Source organism: Pantoea sp. PvP021, from assembly GCF_054056055.1.
This window is the reverse complement of record NZ_JBSRXX010000017.1, coordinates 1-19,101: the sequence shown is the minus strand read 5'-3', so window position 1 is coordinate 19,101 and position 19,101 is coordinate 1. Positions and strand designations below refer to the sequence as shown.

General features: G+C 49.5%; 9 protein-coding genes and 3 pseudogenes. 5 read left to right on the top strand and 7 right to left on the bottom strand.

What is annotated here, in order from left to right; all coding sequences use genetic code 11:
• Nucleotides 1–190 (bottom strand): hypothetical protein (locus ACVKSX_RS23670; protein ID WP_207105702.1); only part of this gene is annotated, 190 nt, incomplete at its 3' end.
• A gap of 312 nt (nucleotides 191–502) precedes the next feature.
• On the opposite strand from ACVKSX_RS23670, the pseudogene ACVKSX_RS23665 reads away from it, so the two are divergent.
• The 4 genes and pseudogenes from ACVKSX_RS23665 to ACVKSX_RS23650 all read left to right on the top strand — a co-directional run.
• Nucleotides 503–613 (top strand): annotated as a pseudogene (locus ACVKSX_RS23665) (IS6 family transposase); the annotation flags it as partial.
• A gap of 420 nt (nucleotides 614–1,033) precedes the next feature.
• Nucleotides 1,034–3,814 carry an RHS repeat-associated core domain-containing protein gene (locus tag ACVKSX_RS23660; RefSeq protein ID WP_163763359.1) on the top strand — a complete coding sequence of 927 codons (2,781 nt, stop codon included), beginning with the start codon at nucleotides 1,034–1,036 and terminating at the stop codon, nucleotides 3,812–3,814.
• A gap of 1,934 nt (nucleotides 3,815–5,748) precedes the next feature.
• On the top strand, nucleotides 5,749–6,291 hold the full coding sequence (locus tag ACVKSX_RS23655; RefSeq protein ID WP_163763360.1) for a chorismate mutase: 543 nt from the start codon (nucleotides 5,749–5,751) through the stop codon (nucleotides 6,289–6,291).
• Nucleotides 6,292–7,686: 1,395 nt separating this feature from the next.
• The gene (locus ACVKSX_RS23650) at nucleotides 7,687–7,917 is read left to right on the top strand and encodes a hypothetical protein (RefSeq protein WP_163763361.1); all 231 of its coding nucleotides are present in this window, start codon (nucleotides 7,687–7,689) and stop codon (nucleotides 7,915–7,917) included.
• A 406-nt stretch (nucleotides 7,918–8,323) separates the two neighbouring features.
• Here the strand turns inward: ACVKSX_RS23650 and ACVKSX_RS23645 are convergent, their stop codons facing one another.
• The 6 genes and pseudogenes from ACVKSX_RS23645 to ACVKSX_RS23620 form a co-directional block, all read right to left on the bottom strand.
• Nucleotides 8,324–10,870: an RHS repeat-associated core domain-containing protein gene (locus ACVKSX_RS23645; protein ID WP_370873593.1), complete on the bottom strand. Its 2,547-nt coding sequence runs from the start codon at nucleotides 10,868–10,870 to the stop codon at nucleotides 8,324–8,326.
• Between the two features lie 405 nt (nucleotides 10,871–11,275).
• Nucleotides 11,276–11,704 (bottom strand): annotated as a pseudogene (locus ACVKSX_RS23640) (DDE-type integrase/transposase/recombinase); the annotation flags it as partial.
• Nucleotides 11,705–12,163: 459 nt separating this feature from the next.
• Nucleotides 12,164–12,502, bottom strand: coding sequence for a hypothetical protein (locus ACVKSX_RS23635; protein WP_163763363.1), 339 nt, complete (start codon nucleotides 12,500–12,502; stop codon nucleotides 12,164–12,166).
• Between the two features lie 15 nt (nucleotides 12,503–12,517).
• The gene (locus ACVKSX_RS23630) at nucleotides 12,518–12,787 is read right to left on the bottom strand and encodes a hypothetical protein (RefSeq protein WP_163763364.1); all 270 of its coding nucleotides are present in this window, start codon (nucleotides 12,785–12,787) and stop codon (nucleotides 12,518–12,520) included.
• A 1,912-nt stretch (nucleotides 12,788–14,699) separates the two neighbouring features.
• Nucleotides 14,700–17,258, bottom strand: a complete 2,559-nt coding sequence (locus tag ACVKSX_RS23625; protein ID WP_163763365.1) for a hypothetical protein — start codon at nucleotides 17,256–17,258, stop codon at nucleotides 14,700–14,702.
• Between the two features lie 383 nt (nucleotides 17,259–17,641).
• Nucleotides 17,642–17,875, bottom strand: coding sequence for a hypothetical protein (locus ACVKSX_RS23620; RefSeq protein ID WP_163763366.1), 234 nt, complete (start codon nucleotides 17,873–17,875; stop codon nucleotides 17,642–17,644).
• A gap of 661 nt (nucleotides 17,876–18,536) precedes the next feature.
• Here ACVKSX_RS23620 and ACVKSX_RS23615 point away from each other — a divergent pair.
• Nucleotides 18,537–18,854 (top strand): annotated as a pseudogene (locus ACVKSX_RS23615) (IS3 family transposase); the annotation flags it as partial.
• Nucleotides 18,855–19,101 lie beyond the last annotated feature (247 nt).

The window sequence follows — 19,101 nt, the reverse complement described above, 5'->3', positions numbered from 1 at the left end:
GCGATATACTTATGGGACCCTTCTGTTCAGGTTCTGCTGCACAAAAGCATTTAACAGTATTCATGGTATTTTGATACGGAAATACTTTCAAGGCGGAAGCTGAAAAATCGATATAAAAATATTTATTTGCAGCTATTGGGAGTCCGGCGAAGTGGATTTCTGACGAGCTCATAACAGGGTTCTGTTGCATTAAGGCACCGCTCAGTAATATGCTATTTTTATTTGATGTAACCTGCCCATGTCTCTAATCCGAAAAAATTTCAGTTACCTGTATTATCCCATCGATATTATCGCGTAGTGTATCCTCTGGTATCTGGTGTGCTTATTAATTTTACGCAACCTGGCAGAGATAATAGGAGAGCGAGGTATTGAAGTTGGCCATTCTACGCTGCACCGCTGGTTTATTGTCTTTATGCCATTGCTGCAAAAAGCATTTCGCCTGTATAAATGCTTAGTGTGTGACCGCTGAATAGTGGATTAAACTTGCCCTAAAGTCAGAAGGCAGTGGAAATGGCTGCCCCGCGCAGTAGATTCTTCAGGTCTTACAACCGACATCCTGCTGAGTGGCAAAAGGGATATCGCGGCCGCACTGTGTTTTTTGCACAGCTATTAGATACCATGCGGAAAGGTTACTTATGGTCATTAGATTCTGTCCAGCCCGGATGAAAAATGTGTTTCAGGTATCCTGTTCGGTTAGACATTCGCTAACTGCTTTCCAGTATTAAAGTCCGCGAAATGCTTATGAGCGCTAAGGCATGCCGGATAATTCCATAACAGGCATCAGAAACAGGGCACTCTGCTCAGTAACGTATTTAAGAAAACGAGACGCAATGGTCTTCGTATAAATCATGCCCGTCCAGCTTCCGCTTTGCCAGGCGCGTTATAAGACGTCAGCCAAAGGCTCAGCCTCTTCTGACCAAAGCTTGCCGAATTTGTCGACGCGCTGGCGCATTAGCGCAAAGCAAGGCTCCTCCTGCACATGTGATAATCACCGGGGCGGCCAGGCTGGTCGCTGAGCCTTTCAGGAGTGACCATGATCCAACCGTCGCTGTTCGCAAACACCCCCGACGTTACCGTCTTCTGCAACCGCCACCACCCCGTCAGGAACCTCGGCTGGTACCGCCATCCCAGCAGTCCGGGCGCCACCGACGTGCGGGTCACCCGCCACGCCCGCGACCCAGGCGGCTTGATCACGCAGAGTGCTGACCCGCGCCTGCACGATTCGGGACAGGTCAGTGTGACCCGCCAGCACGACCTGACGGGCCGGGCTCTCCACACCGCCAGTGCCGACGCCGGGACCACACTCAGCCTTAAGGACGCCGCCGGCAGGCAGTTTCTGATGGTGACCGGCCAGCGTGACTGCCGGACCTGGCGCTATGAGGACGCCGAGATGCCGGGCAGGTTGCTTGCCATTGCTGAGCAGGCGGCTGGCGAGACGGAGTGCATCGCCGAGCGTCTCGAATACGCAGACCGGAGCGCCGGACCACGGGCGGTCAACCTTGCCGGCGCGTGCGTCTATCACTGGGACCCGGCGGGCCTGCTGCAGACGAAGGGTGTTGCTCTGACTGGTGTGGCGACCCGCGTCACGCGCCGCCTGCTGCAGGAAGCGGCAGACCCCAACGTCGTGGCTGACTGGCCGGAGAAGGGCGCGGCGGACCGGCTGGCTGCAGAGGTATTTACCACCCTGACAGTCCCGGATGCTACCGGGGCGGAGGTGTCGGCAACGATGGCTGACGGGCACGTCAGGTTAATGAGATACGACGTGGCCGGCCAGCCGGCTGGGTGCGCGGTCAGGGTGAGGGGTGAAGCGGAGCTCGTTACCGTGAAGTCTGTGACGTACGCCGCCGGTGGACAGACACTTGATGAGGTGCACGGCAGCGGCGTGGTGACCCGGAACGCTTATGAGGCGCGCACGCAGCGGCCGTCTGGCATCAGGACGATGCGTCCTTCCGGGCATATGCGTGGGGCCTTGCTGCTTCAGGACATTCAGTGGCTGTATGACCCGGCGGGCAACGTTGTGCGCGTCAGTAACGGTGCGGAAGAGGCGCGCTTCTGGCGAAACCGACGCGTGCTGCCGGAGAGCTGGTACGCTTACGATACTCTTTATCAGCTGGTCAGTGCGACCGGACGTGAGATGGCCGACAGCTGCAGGCAGGGCAACGACCTTCCTGCCGCAACACTCCTGTGCGACGGCAGCGGCGCATACACGAATTACATTCGCACCTACGCCTACGACCGGGGCGGAAACCTTGTGCAGATACGGCACAGTGCGCCGGCAACAGGTAACAGTTACACGACTGATTTTGTGATAAGCGACTGCAGTAACCGGGGCGTGCTGAGCTCGCTAGGGGGCGGCGGTCCAGAGGCCCAGTTCACTGCAGGAGGCCAGCAGCGACAGCTCCAGCCCGGGCAAAGGCTGTGCTGGACAGCACGCGGGGAGCTGCGACAGGTTACGCCGGTGGAGCGGGACGGTGGCGGGGCTGACAGGGAATACTACCGGTACGATGCAAAGGGCTTACGTGTGCTGAAGGTTAGCGTTCAGAAAACGAGGGAGGGCTCGCAGGCGCGGCGTGTGGTTTACCTGTCGGGGGGGGAGTATAGGGATGCGTGTTGTGGCGGAGCGTCGCAGCTGACCGTTGTTGAAGCAGCCGGGGGGGCAGGGGCTGTGAGGGCGGAGCTCCTGCTGGACAGGGAAACCGGCGGGGTGTGGTTGCGCTACGGGCATGACGGTCTTACCGGCAGTACGGGGCTGGAGGTGGACGGGGAGGGAAGCATCCTCAGCTGTGAGGAGTATTATCCTTACGGCGGCACGGCGGTGTGGGCAATGCGAAGTCAGGGTGAGGTAAATGGCAAGACGGTGCGTTACTCGGGAAGGGAGCGTGACGCGACGGGGTTGTATTATTACGGTCACCGATACTATCAGCCGTGGGCGGGGCGCTGGCTGAGCGCGGACCCTGCAGGTACGGCGGACGGGCTCAATCTGTATGCGATGTGCGGTAACAACCCCGTGACCTGCAGGGATGACGGTGGGCTCATGGGTTTTAACCCACATCATGGACTGACTGAGCAAAGCAGTGTACTGGACGATACACGGAGCGAATCAGGGGGAGCCGCAACGGGCTTGTCTGCAACGGGACTTTCACCCGGGCAGCGGTATATAGATTTATTAGCTGCAGTTTATAGTTCAGAAAACAACGGACCACCACGGGACAGAGAATCGGGGTCTGCTCAATCCGGAAGCGTTACGCACGATCTGGACCGCCGCATATACAGTAATCCCGCAATGGTAGATAAGCTGACACTCTTTCGCAGCAATGCCACGCACAGAACACCTGACGATTATACTGTTGCGTCTGTTGATGGGCATAATGCGTTTGTCAATATTTACAAACCGCATGAATGGATCTTTGAGAGTAATTTTAGGGTGGAAGACAGAGGCTATTACGCCAGCCATGTGGCCGCAGTTCAGTATGAAATGGTGTCCAGGGCCCGCGGTTTTTTCGGGCAGCTGCCCTCACGTCTGATACGAAAAGGGGTAGCTAATGAAATAACTCTGACCGTGATGGATGCGGCCGTGAGCGATAATCTGCCTCTGAAAGATATTTTTCTTGAAAAAACGCCCAACGGCAGGAGCACGCGCCGCATAGCCGGGCTTTTTGGTCTGGAAATCACTCAGGTCAGCAGGCCATGCTATAACGATTTTTACGTTGACGTGAAGATGCCTGCGGTTACTGCTCAGTCTGTCAGCAGTCCTGCCACTGCATCTGAGAAACGCGGGCGCTTTTCTGTAATGCGCTCAACTTACCCCGCCTGAAGAGGATGAAGAAAGGGGCGGCTGAGAAGAAATAAAGCGTCGTTCCCGGCTTGTCAGTTTTTGTTGACTGACATACAGGATTGTCAGATGAACCACGTTACGTTAATCCCTGTCGCCGGGGTTTCGGCAGCAGGAATTAGCAGCCCTTAATAAATCCAATTCGCACTCAGTGCCTTGTTTTATTACAGCCGAGACATACATGCAGTACAGCCCCCTGGCAGGAGCATAACCGCTTACTAACTGGCGGCGCGCAGACATTCTTGTAGTAGTCAAAAAGAAAGGCGGAGTGATTGTTCAGATCTTAACGAAAGAGGGGGCATCCGATATTCTTTCTGTCGTTTTATCCCATCTCACCCAGGGGCGAGCAGATAATAGCCTGTTGCTCGGTATCACGACCTCCCGGATCTAGCCCGGGAGGGACCGGCTACGATGTACCAACATAACATGTAAAATAGCCTGGTTTGAAACATCTCCCGAGTTATAAGTGCTGCAGAACCTCCCCAGGAATAATTTTTTATAAGGATCAGCTCTCCTGCCGTCTTACTCAAATTTGTTCATATATTTTATAAAATAGTCTTGCTATGAATCATTGATAGAGATGTAGTGGTCGACAGTCCTTCAAATGGGGATTGATTATGTTCCCAGATGATGGGTTTCGGGGTTATCTCGTTGTATAGGTGACGTTTTGCCGTGCAATGGCTTCGCCAGTATCTAAAGTCGTGTTCTGAATAAAAAGCTTATGCTTTCACCTCGAAGGAAGGATAATAAAGAAAAGCTTTTTTATTGCCAAGATTGCGTAAATTTTACGGTAATACAGCACCTGTTTAATAGTGCGCTGACTGAAGAAGAAGGTCAGTTTTTTGCTATCCGCTTGGGTCGCCAGCCTTTCAATGTGAGCACCTGCTCATGAGGATTAATCAGTTTTCTATTACTGTTTTGATGAATTTAATTTCTTGCGTTCTTGTTCTATGAATAATGTGTGAAAGCCTGTAAAAATTTTAGCTTATCATTCCTATGAATTTTTATAGCGAAACTGAATAAGTGGTAGGCAGATGACGCTATAAGTATTTCGACCAGATCGGAAATTCTGTAAGGTTAATATTTGATAGGTTAATATTGGTCGGCTATGGGCAACTAAAGATCTTAAAACACCGTAATTGGCAATCGGTTAGGGCAGAAATTTGCAGATTACCCTGCGGCATTTTTGGTACCATGAATAATTGTACTTTAATACTATTTTTTAATCAGATATCACCTAATTTTAAAGGATCTGACCAAGGCATACCTGTGTAATACTGCCGCCTGCCGCACCCGGGGTTTTACAGATGCTGAATCTGTCATCTGTCAACGTCCGTATTTTCCAATCTGCGCTTTCAGCACCATACAGTTGCTGTTGCTCAGCAGGAATTTTTAATAGTGAGAATGGCAAGAGCTGATGATGTTAACTAAGGATAAGTCAGATTGAGCCCTTATGAAGTATTCTATCCAGTGCACCCTTAATTGACAATAGTGGTGAGAGAATAGCCGTATCGCTCGCGAATCGTTGATGATCTACCGGACCATTTTCCTGTACTGCGCAGCGTGAATATGCGCTAATACTGCATTTTGGATATCAGCACACGGTCAAAGGATGATACTTCACTAATAATTTATAAGACAGATAGGATTATATGCTATGCCCTTCGCAAAAAACAGAGAGTATTAGTTTAATATTCTCATTTATTATCAATCGTGTCCAAAGTGATAAGTGGAATGAGTATGTATAATGCAGTCTTACAAACTGCAGACTGTTCGTGAATATTCAAGAATTGCGTCCATTGAACTGTCATCTGGTGGACTTACAATTGGCTATGCATTATTCTGTATGCAATAGAGGAATGTTAATTTTTTCCTATTACATATTTAATCGACTAATTGAAAATAGGTGGAGCTAAATGCCGGTTAAAGTATCTGTAGGACTGCTTCTTATGGCAGGATTATTTTTTTCAGCAATCACGATGGCTATGCCAGCAAAAAACGACGAAGCTGGCTCATTGATTAACGAACGTTTGTCTTACATGCAGGATGTTGCAGGATACAAAGCAAACAATCATCTTGCCATTGAAGATTTACCTCAAGAAGCCAAAGTCCTGGAGAGCGCTGTGGTTCAGGCAGAGCAACTGGGATTAGATGGTGAGTCAGTAAAACCTTTCATACAGGCACAAATGGATGTTGCCAAGGCAATTCAATATCGATACCGTGCTGACTGGCTATCAGTACCGCTACAGGATTGGCAACCTGAACCATTGGAACAGGTAAGATCAAAAATTAGCGTCTTAAGTACTGCCATTCTTAGCAGCATTAGTTCAAAATTAAAAACGGGTAGCCAATTTACTGACAAATCGGCTTTTATGTCAGAGTTTAATCAGGAGCACTTAAAAAATAGTGATAAAGAACTCCTGTGGGATTCATTGAGAAGCATCACTTTGAAAAATTAACCATTGTACGAACATGTTTATATCCCATTGACCAGTGTTTCTCTTCATTTAAAGTTGTTTTTGGAGCTTTGCTGGTTGCAGCTAATTTGGGCTGGTAATGTGCACAGTTGCAAATACAATCCTGTTTGCAACTGTGCCGACGAAAGCGGGTCTGCATACTGAATTGCATTCTGGCGATTGAGTTGCCACTGCAGAGATTCGTGTGAAAGTGGTTACAGCGAATATTCTACATACGCCTATTTCTGAACACTTCATGGATAAAGCTGACATAGCAATGCGATCTGTCTGTTTTCCTATTCAATATTATAGCTACGGGCTGCAGCGACAGCCTCTTCTGATACATCTTGTAAAGCGGTGTGAATGTGATGTCAGAAGAGAGGTTGTAGCCAATATCTTTTTCATGATCGGGTGCTGATATTACTGTACGGCTTTGGCTCTCCATGCAGGCCGCATGCGATTTGCATAAGAGCCGCGATACCATAGACGTATCCGGCGCGCCTATGCATCCGGCGATTGTGTCCCCGCGCACCCAGAGCGGGGGTGCCTGATATGCTCTTTCCCTTGCGGGCAGTACTTAAGCCTCGATCCGCTAACCGGCAGGCGGTTTTGAGTCTGCCGGCCAGAATCAGGTCGACTACTTCAGCCGGCTTACACCGAAGCGTTCTCATTACCGGCAGAGAGGCAGCCTTTGATGTACGGGGGACCACCTGGCGGTCTCTGACAGCTTTAGTATTTTTGTTCCAGGCTTTTCACGAGGGCCTTTCGCAGAACCGTTATCCACCCTTTCATTGCTCCTTTGCTCTTCGCTGCGAAAGGCCAGCCGGAAAGAGAAATCCCGCGTCACATAAGGGCTTTTCAGCCAGCGCGCGTCGGTCGGTCAGCTCATCAACTCCATTGCCGCTACCTGTCTGACAGGATTTATGCGCGTAAAACCTTTCATTTACTTCGGAGTGATCCCTTATACAAAGCGCGTCGAACTCCAGATACTGGTTGCAATGTCGCTCGTCTGTGGTGAACACAAGCGCCGCCCGTCAGAACTTCGCATAAGTGTTCTAAAGGCCTCCCTACACGCACTCTGTCACTATTCCAATCCTCTGAACAACCGTGTGGGTGCATCACTCGCCACCATGAACATTTGCTGCGGGCAGAACAAGGAGAAAAAACGCTTCTCGATCATCTGATTCACCAGCTCCCTGCAACTCATGGCCCAGCTTAAGCTACTCACATTTAATAGCGAGAGACGGCACTGAGGAAATAAATCGGGCGGTTACCCGTATCAGGCAGTATGAGGACTCAGAACTGCCCGGTCGTCCGGTCAGCATGACGTAGCAGGTTACCGGCGAGGCTGCCCGCATCACAGGGCATTTCATGTCTGCCCGCATCACAGGGCATTTCATGTCTGCCGGCAATACAGACACAGAGAAGGCCCTGAACCTGTCAGGATTATGGGGCCGTCATTATGATACTGCCGGTAGGGTCCGGACCCGCAGCATTGCCCTGACCGGCATGCCGCCCTGCGTCACGCGTCGCCAGCTGAAGGACGCAGATAACCCGGACACCGTGACTGACTGGCAGGGTAAGACTATGTCCGCCCGGAATGCTCTGTCCGAACTGGAGAGCATGTGATGTAACACTCTGACCAACACTGACGCCACCGTCCCGGTACTGATCAACACTGATGCAAAAGGGAATCAGAATCGCCTGGTGTACGACGTGGCGGGCCTGCTATCAGGCTGCTGGCTTATACTGAAGGGCGGAGCAGGGCAGGAACTCTTCAAATCTCTGATCTGGTCCGCTGCCAGGCAGTAGCAGCGCGAGGAGCACGGCAAAGGCGTAGTAACCACATATTCCCAGGAGCTGGAGACGCAGCGTCTGATCGGCATCAGAATGTAACGTCCTGCTGGACATCCATTGGAAACAAACGCGCTGCAGAACCTAGGCTATCAATACGATCCCGTTTGCAACGTGATCAGCGTGCGTAATAACCAGAAAGATAACGGATGGATGTATATACGCTCTCACTTAATTAATACTATGCAGATAGCATGGGGCTAAATGTTAGTTTGTGTTTTAATGTTGTTGATATGTTAATATTGTTTATTTGGCTAATCACCCGCTCTAACTCATGGTCAGGCATCACTTCTTCGGAAAGAATATTATCTATGTCATCATCTGTTAAAGTGCCATTAAGCTTTAAGCGAACTAATTCCTTAATCCTGACTAACTCCCCAGGTGAACTAGCCGCTTCCAGATACCCATCTTCGTAGTCAGAATTTATGTTTTTTAACACTTCATTCAGATGAATATCGTGAGGGCTCTTAAATCCGATTGCATCATAAAAATCAACGTTTACAGTTGAGTTTTTGATGGAAATATGAGTCCTGAAGTCAGAGTTATCAAATAATTCCTTCCTACTGAACTCTTCTTTCAGAACTACATCAGCATCTAAATATAATCCACCATATTCATATAATGCCAACAACCTTGATAAGTCAGAGAGAGATTTTTCCTTACCTTTGGTATCACTCATTTCAATTTTAGAAAAAATGTCACTGATGTTAACGAAGAATTCATTGCCTTCCCTTGATTTCACATTTTTAAGCTCATTCCAGTCAATAACCTCAAAATTTTTAACCTCATTAGATAAGTTAGTAAAATGCTTGTTTGCTTTATCATCACCCCAAAATTTCACCTGGTTGTTCGGGTTTTTAATAACTGTGTTGATTATATTATTATGTATATTTTCGGTGATTTCTCCATGATAAAAGATATGAATTATCAATCGATCATCCTGCTCCGGAGCCAATCCCTCATCATCCTTTAGTGTTACAGGATTATTTCGTACCATCCTGAACAGGTTCAGCCCGTCCACCGTGCCCGCCGGGTCTGCACTCAGCCAGCGGCCTGCCCATGGCTGGTAGTACCGGTATCCGTAGTAGTACAGTCCCGTAGCATCACGCTCCTTGCCCGAGTGGCGTACTGTCTTGTAATCTGCTTCCATCGCACTGCGCGCCGTCCACACCGCCGTGCCCCCGTACGGGTAATACTCTTCCAGACTGATGATGTTGCCATCCTTATCCATCTCCAGTCCGCTGCTGCCCAGCAGATTGTCATAGCTGTAACGCTGCTGATTGTTGTCGATATCGTTCGGCTTTCCACTTTCCCAGTGCAACACCCGCAGCTGGGCACGCCCAGCCTCACCTGCTGTTACGGTGTGCAGCTCTTCTTTTAGCGTTTCACCCTGATGGGTGGTGCGCCACTCCACTCCCGGCAGGTACAGCACCCGCTGCGTCTGCATGGCAGCTCCGGTTTTCTGTAGGTTGACCTTCAGGACACGTTTGCTGCCCGCGTCATAGCGGTAGCTCTCCCCGTCATCCGCATCTCCGTCGCGCACCACTGGCGTGACCTTCAGCAGCTCGTTGCGTGGCGTCCACATGAGACGCTGACCCGGCTGCAGCTGTTTCTGCTGCCCGCCGGCCGTGAACAGGGCCTCCACTTCAGCGGGGTTTTCCGTCAGCGTACTCAGTACCCCCCGGTTGCTGCGTTCACTGATGGTGATATTTGTGGTGTAACTATTGTCTGTCGCCGGGGCGCTGTGGCTGATTTGCGTCAGGTTGCCGGCACTATCGTAGTTATATGTGCGGGTGTAGTTTGTGTATGCGGCGCTGTCGACGGGAAGGGGGACGGTAGCAGGGGAGAGATGAAGGCCCTTCTGGCAGGCACTGGCCATCTCTCGCCCGGTGGCGCTGACCAGCTGGTAAAGGCTGTCGTAGGTATACGTGTTCTCCGGCACCACTTTCTGGTTGCGCCAGAAGCGGGTCTCTTCGGCGTCGTTGCGGATGCTGAGCACGTTGCCCACCGGGTCGTATTCATAGCGTAGGTTCTGCAGCACCTTCGCACCGGATGCGTGCCCGGCGGGGCGTTCCGTTTTAATGCCGGTCAGGCGCTGCGTCTGCGGCTGGTAGGCGTACGTGGTCACCACGCCGTTGCCGTGCTCCTCGCGCAGCTTCTGCCCGGTGGCTGAGTACGTCAGTGACTTCAGGATAGCCTGCTCCGAGCCCCCTTTCAGCGTCAGCCAGCTGCCCGACAGGAGGCCCGCCACGTCGTACGCCACGCGCTGCAGATTACCTTTCGCATCGGTAGTGGCCAGCGCCGCGCCGGTGGCGTCCGTGGTTGTCAGGGTAGTATGCACCTCACTCTTCCCTACGGGCAGAGTGTTTCGGGCAGACACATCCTTATTCTGCCTGTCGGCCACGGTCTCCGGGTTGTCCGCGTCCTTCAGCAGGTGGCGGGTAACCGAGAGCGGGACGCCGGTCAGCGCCACACTCCCGGTCTGCATCAGACCGGCCGTGTCGTAATGGCTGACGCACTGACAGGCGAGGTTCCGCGCCTTCTCTTCTGCAGCCATGCCGGCATACACGAAGCGCTCCGTGATGCAGGCAGCTTCGCCGGTGAGCTGCTCCGTGATGCTTACCGGACGGCCCTGCAGCGCTGCGTCCTCATACTGCCAGGTGCGTGTCACGGCCTGACACCGGTCTTCCGTGCCGTCATCTGCAATGCGGATATTACTTAGCGCGATAAACGGTCGTCCTGCGGCGTCGCTGAGTGCCACGGTGGTCCCGGCGTCGACGCTGACGGTGCGCAAAATGCTGCCGGCCAGGTTGGTCAGGTAGCTGAAGTTTGCCAGCTCCATTTCATGCAGGCGCGGGTCTGTACTCCGCTTCAGAAAGCGGCGGGCGTCGTGATGATGGCGTATGATACGGGTACTAGTCACCTCAGGGGCATCTGGATGGCGGTGAAATGCGATCTCGCGCACGGTCAGACCGCGTTTGTCGAGGACTGTGACCGAAGGGGTGTTTCTGTTAACAGCAAACTCTGCATTGCACACGAAAGTCTCTTTTTAAAGTTCAGATGAGAATATCTAATCGTTTGAAGGTTCTGTTTAAATCTAATTCAAAAACGGTGATGCTTGGTCTTAGTGTCGTGCACGTATCACTCCGATACGTTTAATTATGGCATAAGCCTTCTTCATTGTTTTGAATTCCACCGTGTGGCCGATTATCCCCTTCAGCTTGCCATGATCGTATTTAATGACGTTATTCCGGTACTCAGTCTGTCGGCGTTTGACCTCAGGCGGAGACCGACCTTCGCGTTTGAGCAGAGTGAGTGCACGGGCATAAGTGGGCACCTTATCCGTGTTGATGAACAAAGGATTTGCCACTTCTTCACATTGCTGAATATTTTACCCAGGAACCGTTATGCCGCCTTGCAATTATGACGTGGGGAGAGGTTAAAATCGACAGTACTGCCCCTGTTACGGCCGGTATAGATAAGCCCAGCGGCCATTGACCTTCATGTACGTTCCCTCAATGTGCCACGGGCAAAGGTCGGAAGGGCTAAGCCAGTACCAGCGCTATTTCAGGGGTGTGACACAGAATCCAGAAAAAGTAGTGGATTGATCGGCTTTCTCACCATGATCGGAAAGGATCTCACCTGACCGTATGCGGTCAGGTAGTGCAACAGATACTGATTTGAGCAGCTAATGCTTTCCGTGAGTGATTAGACATGACCCGCCTCACCGCTGACGCTGATTTCCACATACTGATTGAGTGCACATCTGAATGACATAGTATTGTGCTCCTGTGCTCCTGTGCTCCTGTGCTCCTGTGCTCCTGTGCTCCTGTGCTCCGGTATCCGTGCACCGAAGCAAGATCCCACTCCCTGTGCTATCTATCAAACAGTTTAAACCAATAAACTCGCATTAGATTTGCTGGCCCACTACGGCTAAGAATCCAGTATATGGTTACCCGACCTGCGGATATGCGAAGTGAACCCCTCAGCTATTCGCTGGGGCTATCGTCTTGACGTAGGGTTATGGTCTTGAAATCTGGACGAGATAGAGCAGTGACAAATAGTCCTGCCGCGTGCTGGCGAAAATGTCGAGTATTGCCTCATCAGTATGTTTATTGTAACGGAAAAGACAGACGTATTTTCCTGTAGGATCTAACCATCGCCTCAACTGCACACCGTGAGCCAAAGCATTTTGTTCAAAAGGATATTGAAGAGGATTTTTCTCAATACCGACGATAGCCTGTTCGAGCAAATCTGTCGCAAAGTCACGAGCATCTTCCTCTGACATTATTATCGCTTTATGAGTCTCAATTGCTGAGAGAGTTTGTTCTGTTACCTGAGTAGTTAGTGCTACCGTCATTTAGTGGTCCTTGTATCATTTATGCTGTTCGGATCGTCTCCGCGCCAGAAGCTCACGAGCTGATTCGTGACGGCCGTTTTCAAAATCATGCTGGGATAAGCTAACAAGCTTTAGCATGGCATTTACTTGTTGCTGCTGATGACGTTCAGCCAGCTCCGCTTCACGTTCTTCTGCGGTCTGTATAAACAATTCAGCTGCACCGTTTTTAGTCACATACACACCGCCTCTGAAGCTCTGCGGAGTGCCAAGCATCTCTCTTGCAGATTTCTGCGAAATAGTAGTCATGTTAATTCCTCTCATTTAATGGTGTAACTGCACGGTTGAAAGCGCCCGCCAGTTACATTCACCTTCATTGCCGACCTGCCGGTGTTTGAGGTCGTGCGTGCTTTCAGGATGAACATTAGCAAAATGCTAGGTTAGGTACAATATTTGTGACAAATTTTACTCCCCGCAGAATAACCCAGTTGTGGAAACTCTATCGTGATCATTTATCTGTTCTGCCAATTATTCATGCCGGAATGCAGCAGTCCGCAGCCACATGGTTTCAAGGCTATCGTTAGTCATTTAGATAACTATTACGCCGCTCTAGGTGTGAACCTACACCACCTTCCCGTACTGCTATTCAGTCAGCTGCATAGCACTTATCTTACAGGCGCAGCCTGTCCACTGTATGCCGCGTAAGCTTGGCGTAGCCGGTTACAGGCCCAATAGTGGCAAAGGCCCAACTCCTCCCAGGCAGGCGCAGTTTAAGCAGCGGCCTTTCAGCCGCGTATAAGTTTGACGGTCGAAGACGAAAAATAGATACCGCGAGCCTCAGTATTACAGCCATATCTGTAGTAGTTACATCATCCGTCTGTGAAGTGACTTTGTTCCGGCCTTTTGGACCGGAGCGGCAGGGCTTTTCAGGTTGGATGCCACTTGATCCTGAAATAAGCACAGTGATTTTGATGTTAGCTAATTAGTTTGTTTTAAATAAGAATATCTCCCGGCGCTTGCGACGGGAGATATCTTTGACGCGAAGCGTCTTTTCCGAACCGGCGCGGACGTTAGTCAGCTGCAAGGGCGGACATTGTTCATCTGTACACAGGACAGATGATGAATCGGTTTTATCTTTAGAAGTAAGTAATAATTGTTGCCTTAGAGAAAGTCCGGATAGGGGGTTAACTCACCATCCGGTCAGAAGATAAATGACATACCTTCTCGTGATTAATGTGGATAACTCAGAATTACAGATTGCGGACCTGCTCGCTGGTAAATTGCGAGCGCCGGGTCTCGTTTCTGAATTAGCGGCAAGGGGCTGTTGTGATTGATATTTTTTGCAAATTGCTTTATTCAGGCGTGCTCGGGCCTCCGGCGCGAACCGGATAATGTGAAGGGGGTCTGAAAGGCATAGATGCCGGTTTCTGAAGCCGGATTACGTGCAGGGTTCATCCGGCGCGGGTGCGCCAGCAGTTTAAGAAGGCAGGCATCAGAGACGCATCAGGTTGTAACCAGCAGGTCGTCACCGAGACGCGTGCAGTATCCGCGTGAAACCCTCATGCGCTCCGTAACGCGACGCTCTATCTTCGAGGGGACTGCATCAACGCTGCAAAAAAACGGCCATTACGGATTTCTTTCTGCAGCTGCAGGCGTACCAGCTGCTCGATGTCTTTATGGGGGTGCGGTGCATTGTTGCGTGCACGGTAGCGTTCACACCGTGACTTCTGATACTCACGGAAGTGCTCACGGACGAATGAACAGGCGGTGCCGATGAGCTCACTGGCGTCGGCGCGCGGTAACCGGACTTAAAAATGAGTACAACCCTTCACTTCTTTATCTGCAGTGGGATATTTCAGTGTTGTGCCAGCACTTTTAATTAATTTTATGCAGAGTTGTTCGATTGTTACTTTGTTAAGTCTTAGCAAAAAGCTGGAGAAGTAGTTTCTCTATCAGTAAACAAATCGTGGTAGTTACGACAAGTAATAATCTGGTTCTGAATATACGTACAAATATGAAAAATCTGAACTGTCCTTGAAAATGTTGCGCAGCAGCTCTGGGTCAGTGAAGTGGCAGGCACAGAGCGGTATGAAGGTAGTTGTGATAACTCAAGGTGCCTGACTGAACGCCAGGGTCAGCGTGCATGATGTTGCCTGAAAGCAGGGAGGACAGCCGGCGGAGCCGGCTGTCTGCAGAGCTAAAGCCGAGCGTGAAAACTTATTTAGTGACCTGCTAGCTCTGACGGTGGGAAGCGGACAGTTTTATAGTTAAAGCTGATATATTTTTTGCCTTTTACCGTTACTTCATAGTAATAGACTACGACCGCACAGGGTGCCGTAATCGTTGAGGGCGCAGTATATTCAACCTGGTCGACCCAGATTGGGTCTTCCTCAGGATCCGGATTAGGCATTTCATAAGAGGTATCAACAAGAGTTCCACCGCCGTGAAGAATTGTAAAAACAGGATTGCCTTCTGCCCTGATCTGTTGACTAAACTGGGCAAAGGTTTTAGGACGGTTTTCCTGCTCGTTCAGGAGTGCCCGCTCTGTAGAGATTCTTGACCAAATAGCTCTTAGTTGGGCGTCTGATGAGCGGCCTTTTTCGAGACTGAATAATTCCTCTTCCTCAAGACCTGGGTCAGCGGTAATAATTACTTTCTGTGATGGTTTTACGAAAAGATCGCCTTCTGGCAGGAGCTTAACCATACCAACAGCATAACCGACAGGTTTAGTGAAGTTCAGAACGGCACACGACGCGGTTTGGCCAGTGTTAACATTTTTAGCCGCCACCAGGTCCAGGGCGTAGGCACCGGAAACAACCTTAGCTGGCGGAGTATAAATGGCTGAGCTGCCATTTTTCTCCAGTTTACCACCGGCTGTATTTTCTACGAACATCCAATCGATTTCGCCTGCGCCTGGGGTAGTAATTGCGTTGAGTGGCAGCGTCACCAGCGCACCACCTGAATCAGTCGCCCCGGCGGCAGTAAAATAAAATGCTGGATTAATCGCCACCGAGTTCGCCATAACAGTGATCATCGCTTTGGCAACTTTCTTTCCGTCAGTAGCGACGACCAGTTCCTGGATTGAAGCCTGGTCAACCAAGGATTTATCTGGCGCGGTATACAGCCCTGAAGCTGAAATAGTACCGAGTCCTTTTGTTTCTCCGTCGATGCCGAAAACTTCCCACGTTGTGGCCGCTGATGTTTGCGCACCGCTTTCAGTTAGTGAAAACTGCAGCGTTTTCCCGATAGCAACAGACCCGGTAAGCGGGGTGATTTCCATTGAAGTGCTTTTCGGGTCGAGTTGGCCGAGCACGAGAATGTCGCCTGGCATGTCGGCGGAGATCATTTTGAAGGCATTCTGTTCTGGAAATAGAAGATTTGCGGTCTGAAACAGTTCGAAATCTTTGATAGGTACAGCCAGCTTCTGCAGCGGAACGGAAATAGTTTCTTTCAGCTGTCCAGCCAGCTCTAAAGCTTGCCTGGTTTTCCCATGAAGATTGATTAATAAGCTATCGTCGAGGATCTCAAATTCGATGGTCGGATCAGTTTCCTTTACAAAAGAGAGTGTCAGGTTTTCGACATCAGTGACCAGCTTGTACTGGAATGAGACTGTAGGACCCACGGTGACACTTCCGCTTCGTGCAGGGTTCAGAACCCCATTTACTAAAGTAAAAGCCTGGACCGGAAACGACGTTTCACCTCTATAAGTGACTTTCAGCTTGTTGTCTCGTGCCGCGTAGCTAACTTTTTCCAGTTTGATGACGGTTTTATTATCTTTTTCCTTATTAGAGTAGGCTTCATAGTAAATAGCGTAACCTAAACCAAAGTGACTCCAGTTCGTTCGGGTTCCCGCTCCTGTCAGGGTGGTAGTGACCAACGTGGTAGAGAAGTTGTCCTCTCTTTTAACTGTCGTTGTCGCCGCAGGTAATGCCCTGAGTGGTCCCTGAATAAAATCGCGGCTGAGAGTATTATTAGAGACAACCAGCGCGGAGTCATACATCGGATTACCGTCTGAGTCAGTATCATCCGGGATCAAATAGGGGAAACCGGAGTCGGTGGTAGGCAGACTGCCCGTCCCAGTGTTATTGGCGCGGATGAATGCCAATACGGCACCATCTTCAGTCTGGCCTTTCCCGGTAGGATCGGAAGACATAGTCAGCAGACGGAATTCTTTAGGGTTCAGTGGACTGGCGCTGTTTTCGGCAAACTGTCCCAGCACATAATTCTTAACCGGGAGTTCGCCTGTTCTGAACAACATCTCGAAATAGTCGCCAATGACTTTGTTGGCCAGTGAAGAGTCACTGATGTTGGTCAGGAAGTTAATGCCGTCATCGACAAGGTCAATAGTGATTTTACCCTGATCCACATTACCGACTGCACCGCCTTTAAGGGTAATATCAATAGTCAGGGCATACTGATGTCCCTCCGAGATCTCTATAACTTCTTTGAGATAGCGGATGTTTTCCTGCTCAGAGTAATACTCAATGTCAATCCTGCCCGAAATAAATGGCAGCGTCATTTTAGCTTTGGAGTTTTCAATATTTGCATTCTCAAAAGACAATCGCGGTTGGCCAAGAACTAGTTCGGAAATAATATGATAGGTGCTGTCGTTTTTTATTACACCCTCTTTAATAATATTGACTTTATTACTGGAAAGATTGGTAAGATATTGTAACGCCAGCAGGCGGTTACATTTCCTTCTGTTAAAAGCGGCAATAACATCCCAGCCATGGTCAATAGTACCCTGTTTCATTGCATTAATTAGAGCTTGTTTCTTCATGGTGCTCTTATACTCCTGAGGTAAATGTTGGGTTTATTAAATTTTTCTTTGAAAAAACTTATTGAAATGTTGTAAGTGTTTACATATTCATCACGAAGATGAACACCCTTTACCTTACTTAACAGGTTCTGGTGCAATTAATTTACTGCATCATATAGTTCAAGGGTAATTAATAGACTCCCTGGTAATTGGGGTTCTCCACTATCGAGTTACTGCTGAGAATGCTCATTGTTTCTGCAAGAATCGAACAGCGGATAGTCTTAGGAAATAACTTTGTCGGAAACGGTCGGCTGGCAAGAAATAACTGGTTGCACTGAAAATAGTTTGAGCCAGCTGTTAGCTTTCCCACTGTATGGTGACCACTTATTCATCTGGTTCGAGCGTCATAACTTCACCCAACCGGACTGAGGCGTATGTTTTAATCGCCAGTAATCGCGGGTTTCAGGTGAAAACAGAAATTGTAATTTTTCGAATTCACCACCCTCGTTATCGTCAGACCCTGCCGTTCCAGCACCTGATTGACGCTCAGCTGTGAAGCTTCGGTCTTTGCTGTCTGCATGTGCAGGTGTAAGCCGTGTTTGCGAGTCTGCTTCAGTACACCAGGAGACATCAATCATCACTTCCTCATGGTAAAGCCCCAGCTCAGTTCACTACCAGGAACATAACCAAAAGTAACTTCGGGCAAAAGAGTGGCTGCAACATCATTAACTGGGCGGCAGATGTGGAGCCGGCTGAAGAGACATCCAAATAGTTGATACAGGGTGAAATAATTGCCGGAGACCCTCATTAGGCCCCGGAGATGCACAAGATATTATCCAGTGAAGCTGCTTGAAAATTTCCGCAACAACCAGGGTTTGGCATTGGTATAAGATTTTTATGGCGGTGGTTAAATTCGAAGTGACTATATTATTCACTTTCATTGCATTATGCGAAGAACACATTGACCAGTGCACTGTCTTCGGCATTTTCTGGACAAAGGCATGCCTTCGGCCTCCTGGATTAATGGATAAGGAAGGTGGGCTGTGCTGACAATTTTTTTTCATCTGGCATGGCCTTCTGATTAATTTAATGGACGGAACTAATGGTAACGTTTTGTGTTTTTTTTCGAATTGTTTTTTTTGCCGGTGGCATGTGTTAAATTTAGAAATCTCGTTTTTTAGTTATATTTCTTTAAGATTTTAGAAATTTTTAAAAATCCGTACCGGAAATGCCGAGGTTCCATTTTTCAATGATTATGCGATAATTGAAGGTCAGGGTTAATGACATCAAAATTTTTAGTTGTCCCTGTCGACTTGCCGCTATGATAGTCAACGTCTGGCTGCTGATACGCTTTTATCAGGGCGCATTACTGAGCTGGCATTTGAGCGCAGGCGTTTTGGCTACCGCCGCATTTGGCAGCCACTCCACTGTAAAGGGCCTCATATTAATCACAAGCGCGTGTGCCGCTTTTATTATCTGGGCGGGTTGGATGTAACATGCAAACGATGTCGTAAAGGGCTGGCAAGATAACGTCTGCCGCTTCTCTGCCCGAGGGCACCCAATCTGGTCTGGCCGATAGTTTTCAACGTTGACGCGTTAACCACCGGTTGCAGGATAAATCTAACGGCTCGCAATCAGCTCGATTTCCGGGTCATATTAACTATAAATGAAAACGTCTATGGCTCACATTAAGTGATAATGGACTTGCGCTTATCCTGCCTGGTTCGCAGTCTGTTTCACCTGGCTCACAATAACTGCTAATAAAATTTGCCATATCAGTTCGGCTGCTCTCCCATTGAAAATACTCGTGCCAGAATTTCTGTGCAGCAGAATCTATTACAGGAGAATACAATGAACACATCGT

Bases quoted from the DNA above. Each gene is read 5' to 3' on its own strand.
- ACVKSX_RS23660 (WP_163763359.1), top strand. From the start codon at position 1,034: ATGATCCAACCGTCGCTGTTCGCAAACACCCCCGACGTTACCGTCTTC.
- ACVKSX_RS23655 (WP_163763360.1), top strand. From the start codon at position 5,749: ATGCCGGTTAAAGTATCTGTAGGACTGCTTCTTATGGCAGGATTATTT.
- ACVKSX_RS23650 (WP_163763361.1), top strand. From the start codon at position 7,687: ATGTCTGCCGGCAATACAGACACAGAGAAGGCCCTGAACCTGTCAGGA.
- ACVKSX_RS23635 (WP_163763363.1), bottom strand. From the start codon at position 12,502: ATGACGGTAGCACTAACTACTCAGGTAACAGAACAAACTCTCTCAGCA.
- ACVKSX_RS23630 (WP_163763364.1), bottom strand. From the start codon at position 12,787: ATGACTACTATTTCGCAGAAATCTGCAAGAGAGATGCTTGGCACTCCG.
- ACVKSX_RS23625 (WP_163763365.1), bottom strand. From the start codon at position 17,258: ATGAAGAAACAAGCTCTAATTAATGCAATGAAACAGGGTACTATTGAC.
- ACVKSX_RS23620 (WP_163763366.1), bottom strand. From the start codon at position 17,875: ATGATTGATGTCTCCTGGTGTACTGAAGCAGACTCGCAAACACGGCTT.